General features: G+C 60.8%; 17 protein-coding genes and 1 pseudogene. 12 read left to right on the forward strand and 6 right to left on the reverse strand.

What is annotated here, in order from left to right:
• Positions 1–19 precede the first annotated feature (19 nt).
• The 12 genes from ACYVIT_RS13740 to ACYVIT_RS13795 all read left to right on the forward strand — a co-directional run bounded on the left by ACYVIT_RS13740 (position 20) and on the right by ACYVIT_RS13795 (position 12,566).
• Positions 20–187: a hypothetical protein gene (locus ACYVIT_RS13740; RefSeq protein ID WP_415805114.1), complete on the forward strand. Its 168-nt coding sequence runs from the start codon at positions 20–22 to the stop codon at positions 185–187.
• Positions 188–678: 491 nt separating this feature from the next.
• On the forward strand, positions 679–1,815 hold the full coding sequence (locus tag ACYVIT_RS13745; RefSeq protein WP_415805115.1) for an NAD(P)/FAD-dependent oxidoreductase: 1,137 nt from the start codon (positions 679–681) through the stop codon (positions 1,813–1,815).
• A gap of 22 nt (positions 1,816–1,837) precedes the next feature.
• Positions 1,838–2,206, forward strand: a complete 369-nt coding sequence (locus ACYVIT_RS13750; RefSeq protein ID WP_415805116.1) for a RidA family protein — start codon at positions 1,838–1,840, stop codon at positions 2,204–2,206.
• Positions 2,207–2,221: 15 nt separating this feature from the next.
• Positions 2,222–3,667: a M81 family metallopeptidase gene (locus ACYVIT_RS13755; protein WP_415805117.1), complete on the forward strand. Its 1,446-nt coding sequence runs from the start codon at positions 2,222–2,224 to the stop codon at positions 3,665–3,667.
• A 112-nt stretch (positions 3,668–3,779) separates the two neighbouring features.
• Positions 3,780–5,378, forward strand: a complete 1,599-nt coding sequence (locus tag ACYVIT_RS13760; RefSeq protein ID WP_415805118.1) for an ABC transporter substrate-binding protein — start codon at positions 3,780–3,782, stop codon at positions 5,376–5,378.
• Between the two features lie 79 nt (positions 5,379–5,457).
• Positions 5,458–6,393: an ABC transporter permease gene (locus ACYVIT_RS13765; protein WP_415805119.1), complete on the forward strand. Its 936-nt coding sequence runs from the start codon at positions 5,458–5,460 to the stop codon at positions 6,391–6,393.
• A gap of 13 nt (positions 6,394–6,406) precedes the next feature.
• Positions 6,407–7,285, forward strand: coding sequence for an ABC transporter permease (locus ACYVIT_RS13770; RefSeq protein ID WP_415805120.1), 879 nt, complete (start codon positions 6,407–6,409; stop codon positions 7,283–7,285).
• Positions 7,286–7,293: 8 nt separating this feature from the next.
• Complete coding sequence (locus ACYVIT_RS13775) at positions 7,294–8,322, forward strand: ABC transporter ATP-binding protein (RefSeq protein ID WP_415805121.1); 1,029 nt, start codon at positions 7,294–7,296, stop codon at positions 8,320–8,322.
• A 23-nt stretch (positions 8,323–8,345) separates the two neighbouring features.
• A complete protein-coding gene (locus ACYVIT_RS13780) occupies positions 8,346–9,320 on the forward strand; it encodes an ABC transporter ATP-binding protein (protein ID WP_415805122.1) in 975 nt (324 codons plus the stop codon).
• A 93-nt stretch (positions 9,321–9,413) separates the two neighbouring features.
• Positions 9,414–10,865, forward strand: coding sequence for an N-acyl-D-amino-acid deacylase family protein (locus tag ACYVIT_RS13785; protein ID WP_415805123.1), 1,452 nt, complete (start codon positions 9,414–9,416; stop codon positions 10,863–10,865).
• 2 nt (positions 10,866–10,867) lie between these two features.
• Entirely contained in the window at positions 10,868–11,815 is a 948-nt protein-coding gene (locus ACYVIT_RS13790; protein WP_415805124.1) for an N-carbamoyl-D-amino-acid hydrolase, read from the forward strand.
• Between the two features lie 82 nt (positions 11,816–11,897).
• The gene (locus ACYVIT_RS13795; RefSeq protein WP_415805125.1) at positions 11,898–12,566 is read left to right on the forward strand and encodes a helix-turn-helix domain-containing protein; all 669 of its coding nucleotides are present in this window, start codon (positions 11,898–11,900) and stop codon (positions 12,564–12,566) included.
• A 39-nt stretch (positions 12,567–12,605) separates the two neighbouring features.
• On the opposite strand, the pseudogene ACYVIT_RS13800 reads toward ACYVIT_RS13795, so the two are convergent.
• The 6 genes and pseudogenes from ACYVIT_RS13800 to ACYVIT_RS13825 all read right to left on the reverse strand — a co-directional run.
• Positions 12,606–12,761 (reverse strand): annotated as a pseudogene (locus tag ACYVIT_RS13800) (helix-turn-helix domain-containing protein); the annotation flags it as partial.
• Between the two features lie 73 nt (positions 12,762–12,834).
• Entirely contained in the window at positions 12,835–13,569 is a 735-nt protein-coding gene (locus ACYVIT_RS13805) for a lytic transglycosylase domain-containing protein (protein WP_415805126.1), read from the reverse strand.
• A 193-nt stretch (positions 13,570–13,762) separates the two neighbouring features.
• Positions 13,763–14,176, reverse strand: a complete 414-nt coding sequence (locus tag ACYVIT_RS13810) for a VOC family protein (protein ID WP_415805127.1) — start codon at positions 14,174–14,176, stop codon at positions 13,763–13,765.
• A 368-nt stretch (positions 14,177–14,544) separates the two neighbouring features.
• Positions 14,545–15,015 carry a hypothetical protein gene (locus ACYVIT_RS13815; RefSeq protein ID WP_415805128.1) on the reverse strand — a complete coding sequence of 157 codons (471 nt, stop codon included), beginning with the start codon at positions 15,013–15,015 and terminating at the stop codon, positions 14,545–14,547.
• A 146-nt stretch (positions 15,016–15,161) separates the two neighbouring features.
• Positions 15,162–15,785 carry an isochorismatase family protein gene (locus tag ACYVIT_RS13820; protein ID WP_415805129.1) on the reverse strand — a complete coding sequence of 208 codons (624 nt, stop codon included), beginning with the start codon at positions 15,783–15,785 and terminating at the stop codon, positions 15,162–15,164.
• Complete coding sequence (locus ACYVIT_RS13825; RefSeq protein ID WP_415805276.1) at positions 15,782–16,837, reverse strand: M29 family metallopeptidase; 1,056 nt, start codon at positions 16,835–16,837, stop codon at positions 15,782–15,784. Before ACYVIT_RS13825 ends, ACYVIT_RS13820 begins: the two co-directional genes overlap by 4 nt.
• Positions 16,838–16,845: the final 8 nt, after the last annotated feature.

Genomic DNA, 16,845 nt, shown 5'->3' on the forward strand with positions numbered 1-16,845 from the left:
CCAAACCAGAGAGATTTCCATGGGCAACAAAATCGTTACGGAAGCCGACCGCAAGCGCACTCCCGCTCCCGCCGCTCCCAAGGGCGTGACCTTTAAGAGACAAGGCGGCGGCCAGCGTAGCAGCCTGGAGCGTGGCTCGCATACCCACCACAAGAAAAACGCCGGCAAGCGCCCGCACTCGGGTTAATTTCCGACAGCAGTTCGCCAATGGCATTCTTCAGCCCGCCAACGGCGGCGCTGAACCAGCCTGACTGGTGTTAGGCCCATCGTACTGACCTGGCCTAACACCGAACCAAGTTTCTACCGATCGTCCCTTGCGTCATCTATTTTCGACGCAAGACCCTGTTTGCACCTCCCGCTTCGCGGGTCGTGAGTTCTACCGCGACCCCACTCAATTCGAGATAGGCAACGCCCCTCTCGAAGACCTCTTCAAACAAGTGCCACGATGGTTTTTCCCGACGGCCGCGAGGTAGGCAACGATCTGCCCGCTACGGTTCGGCACTAACACCTTCACGAAAGCGTCGCCCGACGCTCCTCGAGCGAACCGTACGACGCTTATGAGTAAAAACCCCATCTAGGTTTTTTCGTTTCCGAGAATTATCGTATCGGAGAATTATCGAATCAGAGAAATCCAACAAAAGCACCCTCCTCGCAAACCCAAGCCTCCGACCTCCTTCCATGACCGCCGCGCATCTCTACGACTTTGCTATCATCGGTGCCGGCATTGCCGGTGCATCCGCCGCCTACCGCCTGGCCCCGCACGCCAGCGTAGTCGTACTGGAACGCGAGTCCCAACCGGGCTACCACTCGACTGGCCGCTCGGCAGCCATGTTCATGGAAACCTACGGCACCCCGCACATCCAGGCGCTAACCCGCGCCAGCCGTGCCTTTTATCAATCCCCACCGCAACATTTCACCGAACACCCTATCCTGTCCCCGCGCGGCGTACTGTACCTGGCCACGCACCATCAGAAAGACCTACTGCAGCAAACGTACGACGCCTATCGCCAATACTCCGATAACGTCGAACTGATCAGCGCCGGTGACGCCCAGGCGCGCGTCCCCTGCCTCAGATCCGAAACCTTGTACGGCGCCGTCGCCGAGCCAGATGCCCGGGACATCGACGTCCACGCGCTGCACCAAGGTTTCCTGCGCGGTATGCGCGACGCTGGCGCCCACCTGGCCAACAACGCGGAATTGACCCGGGCCAAACCAGAAAACGGCATCTGGATCCTTACGTTGGCCAACGACGAACAGATCCGTGCCCGCCACATCGTCAACGCCGCCGGCGCTTGGGCCGACCACGTCGCTGCCCTCTGCGGCGCCAAACCCCTGGGCCTGCAACCCTGCCGCCGTACCGCATTCACCTTTGCCGGACCGGAAAACATGGCGTTTGCCGACTGGCCAGCCGTCGTGGGCGTGGACGAAAGCTACTACTTCAAACCCGACGCCGGCCAACTGCTGGGGTCGCCAGCCAACGCCGACCCCGTCGACGCTCATGATGTCGTGCCCGAAGAGCTGGACGTCGCCACCGGCATCTATCGCATCGAAGAAGCCACCACGCTGACCATCCGCCGCCCCAAGCACACCTGGGCTGGTCTGCGCTCGTTCGTGCGCGACGGCGATTTCGCCGTGGGCTGGGACAACGCCACCCCCGGCTTCTTCTGGCTGGCAGCCCAGGGCGGGTATGGCATCCAGACCGCTGGCGCCACGTCGGAACTAGCCAGCGCCCTGCTGCTGCGCCGGCCCGTACCGGCTGAACTGCGCGAGCACGGCGTAGACGCCGCGCTGGCCGACCCCAACCGTTTGCGTTAAACCCGACAAGGAAGATCTTCGCATGATTGCCATCACCCGCTATCCCAGTTCGTTGCCGCTGCCCTTTTCCCGCGCTACCCAGGCAGGCGGCTTCCTGTTCTTGTCGGGCCAGATCCCGATGGATGCCGAAGGCCAAGTTGTCAAAGGCGACATCCGCGCACAGACCACCGCCGCGCTGGACCGCATCGAAGAAACCCTGGCGCTGGCCGGTGCAACACTGAAAAACGTCGTGCGCGCCACCGTCTGGCTGACGGACCTGGCGCTGTTCGCCGACTTCAACGAGGTCTATCGCGCACGCTTTGGTGGCGACTTCCCGTCACGGTCCACCGTTCAGGCTCAACTGGCCATGGGCGTGGATGTAGAAATCGAAATCCAAGCGTATCTCGGTTAGGCACGGAGCCCCATCATGAAGATCTTCTCGGCGTCACTGGCTACTGAAACCAACACGTTTTCGCCTATCCCCACCGGGATGGCCGCCTACAAAGCGCGTGGTTTCTATCCGGCCGGCACACACCCCGACCGCATGCAGCTGTTCTCAGGACCGTTGTGGGCCGCGCGTCAACGCGCGCAAGGCCGGGACTGGACTCTGATCGAAGGACTGACCGCGGGCGCCACACCTGCCGGCACCACCACGCGGGTTGCCTATGAGACGCTGCGCGACCAGGTGCTGGACGACTTGCGCAACGCCGGCCCCGTCGACATCGCATTGTTCGGCCTGCATGGCGCCATGGTGGCCGATGGCTACGACGATTGCGAAGGCGACTTGGTATCGCGCGCTCGCGCCATCGTCGGTCCGGACACCGTGATTGGCGTGGAACTGGATCCCCATTGCCACATGACAAAGCTAAAAACGGAATCCGCCGACTTTGTGGTGTGTTTCAAGGAATACCCGCACACCGACATCTTGGATCGCGCCTACGACCTGGTCGACTTGTGCGTGGCCAAAGCCGAAAAACGCATCAAGCCCACGCTGGCCGTGTACGACTGCAACATGATCTCGATCATGCACACCAGTCGTGAACCCATGCGTGGGTTCGTCGACAAACTGCTGGCGATGGAAGGCCACGACGGCATTCTGTCGATCTCGATCGCGCACGGCTTTCCCTGGGGCGACGTGCCCGACATGGGCAGCAAAGTGCTGGTGTATACCGACGATAACGCCGCTCAGGCCGCGGAACTGGCCGAGAAACTGGGTCAGGAAATCATCGGTTTTCGCGACGAACTGGCGCCCGTGTATCCGGCGCCTGACGCGGCCCTGGACCAAGCGTTGGCGCACGGCGACTTTCCTGTCGTGCTAGCGGATTCCGCCGATAATGCAGGCGGCGGTGCACCCAGCGATTCGAACTTTATCCTGCAACGCATCCTGGAGCGCGGCGTGACTGGTGTGGCCATCGGCCCGTACTGGGATCCCGTCGCGGTGTCGCTGTGCTTTGAAGCAGGCGTCGGGGCGCAAATGAACCTGCGCGTGGGCGGTAAAGTCGCGCCGGTATCCGGCGATCCGCTAGACCTGTCCTGTCGTGTCGTGGCGTTGGCGCGCCAGGCTGAAATGACAGGCCTGGCCGGCACGCCCGCGCAACTGGGCGACGTCGCCGTCGTCGAAACGCAAGGCGTGACGCTGGTCATCACCACCGTGCGTAACCAAGCCATGGGCACTGACTTGTTCACCCAGTTCGGCCTGGACCTGTCAGCGCTGAAACTAATCGTCGTGAAAAGCTCGCAGCATTTCTACGCGTCTTTTTCCAAGATTGCCAAAAAAGTCATCTACGTCGAAACACCGGGTGCGATTACCCAGGACTACAAATCATTGCCCTATTTCAAAGCGCGCCGCGACATCTGGCCGCTAGCGTCCTGACCTACGCATCACAAGCAACGCAACTCGCAACACAAAGAAGCACACGCCGGCATGTGCGGCATCACGGGCATCGCCGGCACGATTCAACAAATCATCGATCATGGGGATTGCAATGCTGTTGAAAATGAACAAATTGTGCGCCGCCGCCCTGGTCGCGATCGGCCTGACCGGGGCCACGATCGCAACCACAACCGTCTCGCACGCTGCCACGCCCGCCAAGACGGTGCGCATGGTCCCGCACGCTGACCTGAAAACGCTCGATCCGCTGTTCAATACCGCCTATATCACCCGCAACCACGGGTACATGGTGTTCGACACGCTGTTCGCGCAAGACAGCAAGGGCGTTCCACAGCCGGAAATGGTGGACACTTACACCAAATCCGATGACGGCAAGACCTGGACCTTTACACTGCGCCCCGGCCTGAGGTTCAGCGACGGCACCCCGGTCACTGCGGCTGACTGCGTCGCTTCGATCCTACGCTGGGGCAAGAAAGACACCATGGGCCAGGCGTTGTTCCGCGCTGGCGCCGAACTGACCGCCGATAACGACACGACTTTTACGCTAACCATTACCCAGCCGTTCGGCCTGGTGTTGGACGCTCTGTCCAAGCCGTCCGGCCTGCCCTTGTTCGTCATGCCCAAGCGGCTGGCCGATACCGATCCCAGCGTGGCGGTTACCGAAATGGTGGGTTCGGGTCCGTTCCTGTTCAAGCGTGACGAATGGGTGCCCGGCAACAAGGTCGTGTACGTCAAGAACCCCGACTACGTGCCACGCAAGGAACCCGCCGACGGACTGGCTGGCGGCAAGGTCGTCAACGTGGATCGTGTCGAATGGGTCTACATTCCCGACGGCAACACCGCGACCGCAGCGCTGATGAACGGCGAAGTCGACATGATCGAACAAGTCCAGCCCGACTTTGTCCCGGTGCTGGAATCGAATCCCGACATCAAGGTCAACCCCATGGTGGCCTCGCAAGGGATGGTCGTGCCCAACTCGTTGTTCCCGCCGTTCAATGATCCGCGCGCGCGCCAGGCCTTGTTCTACCTCGTCAACCAAAAGGAAATGATCACGGCCATCGGCTATCCGGAAGGGTTCCGCGTCGACTATTGCGCCACGCTTTTCATCTGCGGATCGCCGCTGGCCACCGACGCGGGCGCTGCGCCGTACGCCAAGCAGGACATCGCCCGGGCCAAGCAACTGTTCCAGGAAGCGGGCTACAAGGGGGAAAAAATCGTGTTGCTGCATCCCACCGACAACGTCACCGGCCCCGCCGTGATGGTGCTGGCGCAGAACCTGAAGAAAGCTGGCGTGAACGTGGACATGCAATCCATGGATTGGGCATCGGTCGCCGCTCGCCGCCTGAAAAAAGACGCACCGGACAAGGGAGGCTGGAACATATTCCTGACCTGGGGCGGTTATTTCGACGCCAGCACGCCGTTGACCAATCCCTGGATCGCCGCGGCCTGCGGCAACAGCCTGCCCGGTTGGCCCTGCGATAAGCAATTGGACGAATTGCGCACCCAATGGACCCAGGAACCCGATGCGGCCAAGCGCAAGGAGCTGGTCGCCAGGATCCAGGAACGTGCGTTCCAGGCAGCGCCGTACGTGCCTTGGGGCGATTTCAAGCCCATCTCGGCGACGCGTGGTCTGTCGCACACAGAACTGTTCAAGACGGGCGTCACAGTGATGTGGAACCTGCAAAAGCCTTGACGCCCCCGAGCTCCAGCCTTGCCTACGCGTGCGCCGTCAGCGGTCTCACGACCGTCAGGGCGTGCGCGCGGAGAATCACGTGAAATTCATCTTGCGCCGCATCGCGGCTGTCATTCCCGTCATGGCTGTGGTCGCGGTCGTGGTGTTTCTGCTTATTCACCTATCGCCCGGCGACCCTGCCGCGGTCATCGCAGGTGACAACGCCACCGCCGAAGACGTGGCCAAGATTCGCCAGAACCTGGGCCTGGATAAACCCTTGCTACAGCAATTCGGTATCTGGGTGGCCAACATTGCTACCGGCGACCTGGGGACGTCGATCTCCACTCAGATGCCGGTGTCGACCCTGATCGCCCAACGCATGGGGCCTACGCTGTCGATCGCGTTGTTTACCATGCTGTTTGCAGTCGCGTTGGCGATTCCGCTGGGTGTACTGGCCGCCTGGAACGCCGGTCGCTGGATAGACCGGTTCGCCATGGTGCTGTCGGTCTGTTCATTTTCGGTACCAGTGTTCCTGATCGGCTACAGCCTGGTCTATGGCTTTTCCATCAAACTACGCTGGCTGCCCGTGCAGGGCTATCGGCCCATGGCGGACGGCCTGCTGCTGTATTTCCGGCACCTGGTCCTGCCCTGCCTGTCGCTGGGGCTGGTGTACATGGCGCTGCTGACCCGCATGACTCGCGCCACCATGTTGGAAGCCCTGTCCGAAGACTACATACGCACCGCGCGCGCCAAGGGGCTGGCCACCATGCCCATTGTCTGGCATGCGCTCAAGAACGCCGCCAACCCCATCGTGACCACCATAGGTGTCGGCGTGGCCCTGTTGATCGGTGGCGTCGTCGTCACCGAAACAGTGTTCGCCATTCCGGGCCTGGGCCGCTTAACGATCGATTCCGTCCTGCGCCACGACTACCCCGTCATCCAGGGCGTGCTGCTCGTGGCGTCCGGCATCTACGTATTGATCAATCTACTGGTCGACCTGAGCTACCGCCTGTTCGATCCCCGTATCCGCTATTGAAGACCGGACGATCATGACGACCGCATCCTTACCGCTGAAGCCAGCCGCCAGACCCCCCCGTGTCCGTATGTGGCGCTCAGTACGCCGACATCGTATTTTGTACTTGGGCGGGCTGGTGCTGATCCTGCTGGCGCTGATCGCGCTGTTCGCACCGCTGTTGACCAGCGTAGATCCGCTGGACATCAACCCCGCCGCCCGTATGAAACCGCCGTCCGCGGATCATTTCTTCGGCACCGACGCGTTGGGCCGCGATGTGTATGCCCGCACCATCTGGGGCACGCGCGTGTCGCTGGTCGTAGGGATTGCAGTCGCCGTTGCGTCCACCGTGCTGGGCACCTTGCTTGGCATGATGGCTGGCTATTTTCGGCGTATTGACGCTTTCATCATGCGCATCATGGACGGCCTGATGGCCATTCCCGGGGTGTTGCTGGCTATTGCGTTGATGGCCACGCTGAAAGGCGGCCTGGGCACCGTGATGATCGCCATCATCGTGCCCGAGGTACCGCGCGTGGTGCGCCTGGTGCGCGCGCTGGTATTGACCATACGCGAACAACCCTATATCGAGGCCGCGGTGTCGGTGGGCACCCGTGTGCCGGCCATCCTGCTGCGCCACATCTTGCCGAATCTGTTCGCGCCGCTGATGGTGCAGGCCACGTTCATTGCCGCTTCGGCCATTTTGACGGAAGCCGTGCTCAGCTTTCTGGGCGTAGGCATACCACCGCAGATTCCCAGCTGGGGCAACATCATGGCCGAAGGCCGCAATTTCGTGGCCATTGCGTTTCACATCATTCTGTATCCGGGCCTGTTCCTGGGCATGACGGTGTTGGCGATCAACCTGGTGGGCGATGGCCTGCGCGACATGCTGGACCCACGTCTAGCCAAGAAACTCTAGGAACTGCCATGACCGACACGACTCAACCGGTACTGCGCGTGCGCGACCTGCGCACCTGTTTCGATGGCGACGACACCACGGTCGTCGCCGTCAATGGCCTGTCGTTCGATTTGCGGCCCGGCGAAACGCTGGGCCTGGTCGGCGAATCGGGCTGTGGCAAAAGCGTGACGTCGCTTTCCATCATGCGGTTGTTGCGCGCGCCAGGTCGCATTGCCGGCGGCCAGATTGAATTCGAAGGCACGGATCTGCTGGCCTTGCCGGAAAAAAGCATGCGCGAGTTGCGCGGCAACCGCATTTCGATGATATTCCAGGAACCCATGACGTCGCTGAACCCGGTGTTCACCGTGGGCAAGCAGATCGCGGAATCCATCATGCTGCACCAAGGCAAGTCCAAGCGCCAGGCCTATGCCCAGGCCGAATCGCTGCTGGAACTGGTGCAGATCTCGGACCCGGCGCGCCGCGTGCGCGAATACCCGTTCCAGTTATCGGGGGGCATGCGCCAGCGCGCAATGATCGCCATGGCGTTGGCGTGCGAGCCCCGCGTGCTGATAGCCGATGAACCCACGACGGCGCTGGACGTAACCATCCAGGCCCAGATCCTGCATTTGCTGCGCGACATCCAGCGACGACTGGGCACGGCCATCGTATTGATCACGCACGACCTGGGCGTGGTCGCACAAATGTGCCAGCGGGTCATCGTCATGTACGCGGGCCGCAAGGTCGAAGAAGGCAGCGTCGACGACGTGCTGGACCGTCCACAGCATCCATACACGCGGGCGCTGATCCGCTCCCTGCCCGCGTTCGTCGACGGCCAGGATCATACGGCTCGGCTGCAGGAACTGCCTGGCATCGTGCCCGTGATCACGCCGCAATCGCAAGGTTGCGCGTTCGCCGAGCGATGTCCCGAAGCGCAAGCCCGCTGCACCACCGACGAACCGTCCGCCGTGGATGCGGGAGACCGGCACCGGTCGTGGTGCTGGGCTCGTGTCTGCAGCGCCCCGGTGCCGGCGAAAGCCGCCGCTCCCCTGCCCGCCTGAGACCACAGCAACTGGACATTCCCATGGACACGCCTATCTTGCCCGCCGTCTCGCCGTTGCTGGACGTGATCAATCTGAAAAAACATTACCAAGTCGCTGGCCGCGACGGCAACCGCACGCTGCGGGCCGTCGACGGCATCTCATTGAAGGTCGCTCGTGGTGAAACGCTAAGCCTGGTCGGAGAATCCGGCTGCGGCAAATCCACCACCGGCAAATGCCTGATCCGGCTGAGCGACCCGACCGAGGGCCGCATCCTGCTGGAAGGCAAGGATCTGGCACACATGAACAGCAACGAATTGCGCGCCATGCGCAAACGCATGCAATTCATATTCCAGGATCCGTTTTCGTCGATGAATCCACGCATGCGGGTGCGCGACATCGTGGGCGAACCCCTGCGCAATTTTGGGTATAGCCGCGCCGATATTCGCGAACGCGTGGCGGCGCTGCTGGCGCGCGTCAGTCTGCGATCCGACGCGGCCGACAAATATCCGCATGAATTCTCGGGCGGTCAGCGCCAGCGTATCGTGATCGCCCGCGCGCTGGCGCTGGACCCCACGCTGATCGTCTGCGATGAACCGGTGTCCGCGCTAGATGTTTCCGTGCAGGCGCAGGTGATCAACCTGCTGATGGACCTGCAGCGCGACCTGGGCTTGACCTATGTGTTTATTTCGCATGACCTGAGCGTGGTGCGGCACATCAGCCACCGCGTGGCCGTCATGTACCTGGGCAAGATTGTGGAAACAGCCAGCCGCGACGTGCTGTTCAAGAACCCCGCGCATCCCTACACTCGCGCGCTGTTGGCGTCGGTGCCGTCAGCCAGGGCTGGAGAACGCGGACCCGTGCAGATCCTGAAGGGCGAAATTCCCAGCCCGCTGTCGCCGCCATCCGGCTGTGCGTTCCGCACGCGCTGCCCTATGGCGCAGGAACGCTGCGCGCAAGAAACGCCAGCGCCGCGCCAACTGTCGGACGGCCACGAGGTCGCCTGTCATTTTGCCTAGGTCACCGCGACTTTCGACCCAGGGCGTCAACGCCTGGGTTTTCCGTCGCACCCATCGTCTGCTTCATAGACCCGCTTGTTCCTGGAGTTAGCCATGCCTGATCCGAACGACCTTCCCTATGACCTTATCCTGGCCGGCGGTACTGTCATCGACGGTACCAACGGTCCGCGCCGCGTTGCCGACATAGGCGTACGCGGCGATCGCATCGTCGCCATCGCGGATCTGTCTAACCAGGCAGCCGTCAAACGCGTCGACGCCACTGGCAAGATCGTGGCGCCCGGATTCATCGATTCGCACACGCACGACGACAACTACCTGTTGGCACGTCGCGACATGACGGCCAAGGTATCCCAAGGTGTGACCACCGTGATCACCGGTAACTGCGGTATCAGCCTGGCGCCGCTGAAACACGCCACTCCCCCACCCCCGCTAGACCTGCTGGACGTGGGCGGGTCCTATAGATTCACCACGTTTGCCGATTACCTGGGCGCGCTGCGCGACACCCCTGCGTCGGTCAATGCCGCCTGCATGGTGGGCCACTCCACGCTGCGCGCTGCGATCATGCCGGCGCTGGACCGCAATGCCACTGCGGCCGAGATCGACGCGATGCAGGCGTTGGCCGAAGAAGCAATGAGTGCCGGCGCGATCGGTATTTCCACCGGCACGTTCTATCCGCCCGCAGCCCACGCCACGACCGAAGAATTGATCGAGGTCTGCCGTCCGCTGACGACCTACCAAGGCGTCTACGCCACGCACATGCGCGACGAAGGCGACCGCATCGTCGACGCCCTGGAAGAAACCTTCCGGATAGGCCGCGAATTGGACGTGCCCGTGGTGATCTCGCACCACAAGGTCATGGGTCGGCAAAACTTTGGCCGTTCGCCCGAAACACTGGCTATTATCGAAGCCGCGATGGCGCGCCAACCGATTTCACTGGACGCCTACCCGTATGTCGCTGGGTCCAGCATGCTGAAAAAAGACTTGGGCGTGCTGGCCAGCCGCACCACGATCACCTGGTGTAAGCCCTTTCCGGAACTGGCCGGGCGCGACCTGGGCGACATCGCCACTGAACGCGGGAAATCCAAAGCTGACGTGATCGACGAGATCTCGCCGGCTGGAGCCGTCTACTACATGATGGACGAGCCCGATGTACAGCGGATCCTGGCGTTCCCGCCCACCATGATCGGATCCGACGGCCTGCCGCACGACGAACGCCCGCATCCTCGCTTGTGGGGCACGTTTCCCCGTGTCCTAGGACATTATTCCCGTGACCTGGGACTGTTTCCGCTGGAAACCGCAGTCTGGAAAATGACGGGTCTGACCGCCGCGAAGTTCGGTCTGGCCGGACGCGGACAAATCCTGCCCGGTGCCTATGCGGACCTGGTGGTGTTCGACGCCGATAGTATTGCCGACGTAGCCAACTTCGAACACCCCACCGAACGCGCCGCCGGTATCGAACACGTATTCGTGAATGGCCAGGCCGTGTGGGCCGGCCAGGAACACACAGGCAATCACCCCGGCCACGTGCTGGAAAGGACCGTTTGATCATGGTCACCTCCTCAACCGCACGAAAACTGCACCTGGCGGTTGCGCAACTAGGCCCAGTGCAACGGGCCGACAGCCGCAAGCAAGTGGTCCTGCGCCTGCTGGAACTGCTGAAAGACGCCGCCAGCCGCGGCGCCGCCTGGGTCACGTTCCCCGAACTGGCGCTGACCACGTTCTTTCCGCGATGGGACATGGACGACTCGGCCGAAATCCGTGCGTTTTTCGAAACCGAGATGCCCGGACCGGAAACTCGCCCATTGTTCGACGCTGCCCGCGAACTGAGCGTAGGCTTTTACTTGGGCTATGCGGAACTGGACGGCGACAGACAGTTCAACACCAGCATCCTGGTAGGCCGCGACGGCACCATCCTGGGCAAATACCGCAAGATCCATATCCCAGGCGACGCCGCCACCGTATCGGGCGCAGCGCTACAGCATCTGGAAAAGAAGTACTTCGCAGTTGGAGACCTGGGTTTTCCGGTATGGGAAACCCCCGACGCAAAGATCGGCATGTGCATCTGCAACGACCGCCGATGGCCAGAGACGTTCCGTGTCATGGGCCTGCAGGGCGTGGACGTGGTCATGAACGGCTACAACACTCCCTCGGGCTATGTGCAATGGAATGAACCGATCCATCTGCGCATGCACCACCACCTGCTGTCTCTGCAATCGGCCGCTTACCAGAACGCCTGCTGGATTGCATCGGCGGCCAAGGCCGGCGTGGAAGAAGGCAGCCCAATGATAGGTGGCTCGGCCATCGTGGCGCCCACAGGCGAGGTGATGGTACGCACATTCTCGGAAGACGACGAGGTCATCAACTTTGTCTGCGATCTGTCGGTCTGCGAATACTACCGGGCGAATATCTTCAATTTCGCTGCGCACCGCCGGCCCGAGCACTATGGCCTGATCCTGGAACGCACCGGCGCGGGTGCTCCTTTGGCCAGACCCTAGGCAATCGTACAGGCCTTACAATCGCCAGCAGCTCCGGCGGTGCATCTTGCGCCGCCGGCCTCATCCTGATCCCGATCACACCATGGCCCCAGTTCCGAAACCTGCCACGCCCGATATCCTAGGCAAAGAAGAAATGGGGGCTCGCCTGCGCGCCGAGCGCAAGGTTCGGAAAATGACGCTGCAGGCCTTGTCGGCAGCGTCCGGGATCGCGGTGTCCACGCTGTCCAAAGCCGAACTGGGCCAGATCGCGCTATCGTACGAAAAATTCGCAGCCGTGGCGCGTGCCCTGGAAATCGACATGACGCGTTTGTTCCGACGCGACGACGCCGCGCCGGTCATGGAAACGCCTACCTTCGTCAAAAGCTCGGTCTACGACGCGCTGGACTACGTAACTGAAAACTATCACTACCGCTTGCTGCTAGGCGAATACCCCCACAAGAAAATGACGCCCATGCTGGCCATCATCGAATCGCGCGAACGCAGCGAATTCGAAGACTACGTGCGGCACGCGGGCCAGGAATTCGTGATCGTGCTTAGCGGCAAAGTGCGGATCCAGTTCGAAAATGGCGAAAGCGTGATGCTTAGCCGATTCGAATCTGCGTACTTCGACAGCCAGATGGGCCACATCTACCTAAGCATGAGCAGCAAGCCCGCCCACGTGCTGGCCGTGTGCACCGATATCGACGATATTCCGGCTGCAGCGCGCGAACGCGAGGGTATTCGCTGGAGAAAACGCGTTGAATCGGCTTGACGGCCTGCTGCGCGCAAACCTAACCTCGCGCCCCTGCTTTTACCGTAACGTCGAAAAGTACTGCGCCGGGGGCTGCCCCAGAGCCTTCTTGAACATCGTAATAAAAGCCGTGACCGAGTCGTAGCCGAGATTCCCTGCAACCTGCTGCACGCTCGTTCCGGCAGCCAACTGACGCAAGGCAACGATGAGGCGAAGCTACTTGCTACCCACTATCTGAAAACGACAGCAAGGACTTCAGCGAAGCGGCGTGGCCCTATCACCTCACTTTTTAATAGCGTGCGCGTAGCAAGGCAGTCAGCTCAGCCTGACGGTACAGGTCCAAGACAGACCTGACGTACTTGCTCGTCTCGGGATAATTGGACAGCGCCTGGTTCCGCGTCACGGCCCCTATGCCGGCGTTGTAGGCCGCTAGCGCCAGACTCAGGTCGCCGTCGAACTGATCTTTCAGCCATGCCAGATATCGGGCTCCCGCGTCGATGTTGTTGGCCGGAATCAATAAATCCCGGCGCGGATTGGCGAAACCCAGCTCCACACCCGTGGCAGGCATGATCTGCATCAAACCCGTAGCGCCTTTAGGCGACACCGCGTGTGGGTTGTAATTGGACTCCACTTTGATCACCGCGTGCAGCAAATCGGGGTCCATACCGTAACGCCATGCGGCCTCTCGGATCACGGGATCGTAGAGCTGGACCGGGTCGTGGATCGCTTGCGATGGGGGTTGCCGACGCGCTGTTTTAGTGGTTTTAGCGGCTTTAGTGGTTTGGGCCACTGTGGACGCCGGATATGACAACACCAGCTCACCGCCATGCAGGTTGATCTCGGCAACGACAATGCCGTTTTCGATGATCTGCATGGCAGGCGGTGCGGATGCACGGTGCTTGTTGGCCGTTTTTGTTTTCGCCTTGACTTTCCCTGTTTGGGCCCATGTCGTCGGCGGCAATACCAGCAAGATCAAGCTGGCGAGGAAAAGCCTGGCGGTATTGCGCCATGATTTCCTTTTCAATGTGCCCTCCCCGGCCGGTGTCATGTGAATACAGTTTTGCGCCACGAGCGCGTACCGCCCCTGCGTCGGGAGCCGATGCTACGACAGAAATGTGACAGTTATTTGATCGAGCCGGTTTGCATTGATCCGTGCCCATGACACGGATCAATGCCTAGCGACCGTGAGTGTCTCTAGCTTTCAACGTTTGGACTTTTTAGAACAACTTGCGCCAGTCGTCTTCTTTGTCCTCTCGGGTGTTTACCTCGATCAGAATGTCCTCCGGAGTACGGCAGAAAAAGCGCGATCCGCGGGAGTTGTTGAAGACTTCGGTCTCCATTTTGACGCCGTCTTCGTTAAAGACACGATATAGCTCGTGCACTTGATCCAGCGTTGCGACCTCGAAGCCAAAATGGAAATTGCCCGGCCACTGGACCGGACTCGAGGTGTGGTCCAGCACGATGTCCATGCCATCGCGCTTGAGCAGGATGGCGTCGCCGGCGGCAACAATCTCGCATCCAAAATACTTTTGAAAGAAGACGGCGGTGGCCATCGGGTCTGTCGTCGGAAAGCTGAGATGATTCAACAGACCCTTGCACTGGACTGGAAAGGAATTATCAGTAAGGTTCATGATTTAAGTCTTGATGAGTGAGTTGCTTTTGAAGCCGCATCAGACCGACAGAATCTTGCTGCTCCCCTGCTTTGCGTGGGTATGCCGTATAGGACATAGACGCGCGAAAGCGGCCTACGGCGATGAAAATCACCAAAAGCGCCAATGAAATCGGGGGAAATGTTCGGGTCCGGCTGGAGCCCGGGCAAATGAAAAATGCTGTCATCGAAACGGCGTCAGGTTAACCGAGAACTGTCCAGCTGGACTCCTCTCGGAAAAGGACGCGTTGGATGACGGTAACGCTTACGGCTGCTTGATTGCCAAGCAGCCCGGGCAGTATACGCAGTTCAACGATTGATGGTCAACTGCGAGCTGCAGCCGCTGAGCGATCACGACCGTCGAACCACGTACGTCAAACTGCCAGGCAGCACCTCATCAACCTCGATCGTCAGATCGCGGATGACAATGGTCTTTTGATCAACAGGAAACTCGATGGTCTGGCCGCTTTCGGGAAAATCCAGGTCCTCGGCTGAAAAGCCTCGGATCTCGAACTGCATATTTCCGTCTTCGATGCCCAGGAAGCAGACGTCGTAGATGATGCCGACTGCCCGGGGATCGTAGTCCTGCGGCTGCGGGATCTCGATGCTTTTGCTGTAATCGCGCGGCGGCACGATCGGCTCGCCGGAGAGCACATACTGCGGCTGCCCAAAGGTGTCGGTACCTGGCGCCGGACGACCCATTGACGAGAGCGTCTGTGCGACTTGAGCACCTGCAGCCTCCTGCGCACGGCTCTGGGATGGGGCGCCTATCAGGAGGGCACCGATACTGAACAGACCCGCGCATACCGCGAATCTCGACATCAGGGGGAACTTGGGTTTGTGGGTAGCCGACATCGTCAAAGAAAAATCACAGAGCGTCTGAGGTGAATAGGGAACACTGACCGTGCCGTAGTGTATTTGAATTTTCTATCTTTGCAGCGCGGCGCAGCGCCCTATTCCCTACCCTGCTAGGAGCCTATCGCCAGCACCTCGTCTCTCGACATCAAGGTGGCATATTTTTGCTCCATATCGAACAGGTTTGCCTCGTGCGGCGCAATCGCCCGGTCCCCGACGCAGTCAGTGACCACCACAGGCCGAAAGCCGTATTGCATGGCATCGACCACACTGGCCCGCACGCAGCCACTGGTGACCGCACCGGCCACCAGCAGGGTTTGCACACCATGGAACGATAGCCACGCCGCGAGTCCCGTACCAAAGAACGCCGACGGCACGTTCTTGCGCACCACAAGTTCCCCCGGTATCGGTGTCAGCTCCGGCACGATGGCGCTATTGGGCTCGTGCTCCTTCAGGCCAAGCATGCCAGGCACTTTCAGGGAGAAAACATTGGCGTCGGCACCATCATCGGCGTAGACAATACGCGAATGCGCCACCGGCCATTGACGTGATCGAGCCGCATCCAGCAATGCCACGGTGCGATCGATGGCGGGGCGAATATTGCCTCCGCCAAAAACGGCTGGATCGGCGAATCCGTTGACAAAATCGACAATCAACAGGCCATACGGCGCCTTGGGCGCCATGGCTGTGCCAAAGCTTTGGCGGCTGTAGGTCTCGACATCATGATCCCGTGTCATTGCGGCTCTCCCGACGCCGGGGGAAACAAGACTTTGCCGTGTTCGACGACGATGCGGTCGTCCAGACGGACCGTGCATCCACGCAAAGGGATATCGATATGGCAGGCCGTGGTGCGATTGCCGCCGGCCTCGTTATTGGGCCCTAATGAAAACAAGAAATTCCCCTCGAATGCACGGGCGTCCATGCCAATAGAGGCTTCGCGGTCATAGAGCGATAGCGTGCTCCAATGTGCGCGTGGTTGCAGTCCCCAGCCTATATGCGAGATCGCATAGCCTTCTGGATCATTAAAGGAAGCCATGTAGCTGTTCAGCAGCTCGGCGTCGACACCGCCCTCAATCTGTGTGGCATAGCCACCGGATACGGTTATCCTGATCGCGTCATTCGCGTAGCATTTCTGCGGCAGCAGAATGTCGCCACGATCGATGACAATGACTCCCTCGGCACTGCCCTCGTCAGGCCAGGTCAGTGCAAATCCGCTAGGCCAGTGATCCCACCTGCCAGGTTCATCCACGTAGCCGTACTCACTGATCGCGGGAAACTCCCCCAGCGCGAAGCGAACGTCGGTCCCCGCTGGTGAGGTCACATGCATGGTCTTGGCAGCGTCTATGCACGCAGATGCCTCTTTGACGCGTTCGCGGTCCGCTGGCGTAGGCACCATGCGCACGAGGATTTCGGGCGGCTCCACGGCCAATAGAATCTTGGTGCCGCTTTTGAGTATCTCGTGCTGTTCGGGTGAAAACAGCAGCGTCATCAGATCGAGCACGATATCACTGGCCTTTAGCGCGGCGATGGCGGCCTGGTTGCCCGTCAGGGGTGTCGTTCCCAGGTACGCGAGCGGGTCGCGGCTGAGTGCCTTGTCGCCATTTACCGGCGGCAAGTCCAGGCGATTGACGATGGCCCCCATCGACTGGGCCGCGATCAGCGCCGTCGAAAGGGTCTGGGCGTGTGTGGTTGCCCCTGTCAGGATGGTCACGGTTTGTCCCGGCTGCAGTTGGGACAGCGTCAACACCTGCTGCCAGGCGTTGACCATTGCGTAATCACTTACCGGCATCATGTCAC

The organism is Bordetella muralis, from assembly GCF_054781015.1.

Excerpts from the sequence above, each read along its gene's own strand:
- ACYVIT_RS13740 (WP_415805114.1), top strand. The coding sequence starts at position 20 with ATGGGCAACAAAATCGTTACGGAAGCCGACCGCAAGCGCACTCCCGCT.
- ACYVIT_RS13745 (WP_415805115.1), top strand. The coding sequence starts at position 679 with ATGACCGCCGCGCATCTCTACGACTTTGCTATCATCGGTGCCGGCATT.
- ACYVIT_RS13750 (WP_415805116.1), top strand. The coding sequence starts at position 1,838 with ATGATTGCCATCACCCGCTATCCCAGTTCGTTGCCGCTGCCCTTTTCC.
- ACYVIT_RS13755 (WP_415805117.1), top strand. The coding sequence starts at position 2,222 with ATGAAGATCTTCTCGGCGTCACTGGCTACTGAAACCAACACGTTTTCG.
- ACYVIT_RS13760 (WP_415805118.1), top strand. The coding sequence starts at position 3,780 with ATGCTGTTGAAAATGAACAAATTGTGCGCCGCCGCCCTGGTCGCGATC.
- ACYVIT_RS13770 (WP_415805120.1), top strand. The coding sequence starts at position 6,407 with ATGACGACCGCATCCTTACCGCTGAAGCCAGCCGCCAGACCCCCCCGT.
- ACYVIT_RS13775 (WP_415805121.1), top strand. The coding sequence starts at position 7,294 with ATGACCGACACGACTCAACCGGTACTGCGCGTGCGCGACCTGCGCACC.
- ACYVIT_RS13780 (WP_415805122.1), top strand. The coding sequence starts at position 8,346 with ATGGACACGCCTATCTTGCCCGCCGTCTCGCCGTTGCTGGACGTGATC.
- ACYVIT_RS13785 (WP_415805123.1), top strand. The coding sequence starts at position 9,414 with ATGCCTGATCCGAACGACCTTCCCTATGACCTTATCCTGGCCGGCGGT.
- ACYVIT_RS13790 (WP_415805124.1), top strand. The coding sequence starts at position 10,868 with ATGGTCACCTCCTCAACCGCACGAAAACTGCACCTGGCGGTTGCGCAA.
- ACYVIT_RS13795 (WP_415805125.1), top strand. The coding sequence starts at position 11,898 with ATGGCCCCAGTTCCGAAACCTGCCACGCCCGATATCCTAGGCAAAGAA.
- ACYVIT_RS13810 (WP_415805127.1), bottom strand. The coding sequence starts at position 14,176 with ATGAACCTTACTGATAATTCCTTTCCAGTCCAGTGCAAGGGTCTGTTG.
- ACYVIT_RS13815 (WP_415805128.1), bottom strand. The coding sequence starts at position 15,015 with ATGTCGAGATTCGCGGTATGCGCGGGTCTGTTCAGTATCGGTGCCCTC.
- ACYVIT_RS13820 (WP_415805129.1), bottom strand. The coding sequence starts at position 15,785 with ATGACACGGGATCATGATGTCGAGACCTACAGCCGCCAAAGCTTTGGC.
- ACYVIT_RS13825 (WP_415805276.1), bottom strand. The coding sequence starts at position 16,837 with ATGCCGGTAAGTGATTACGCAATGGTCAACGCCTGGCAGCAGGTGTTG.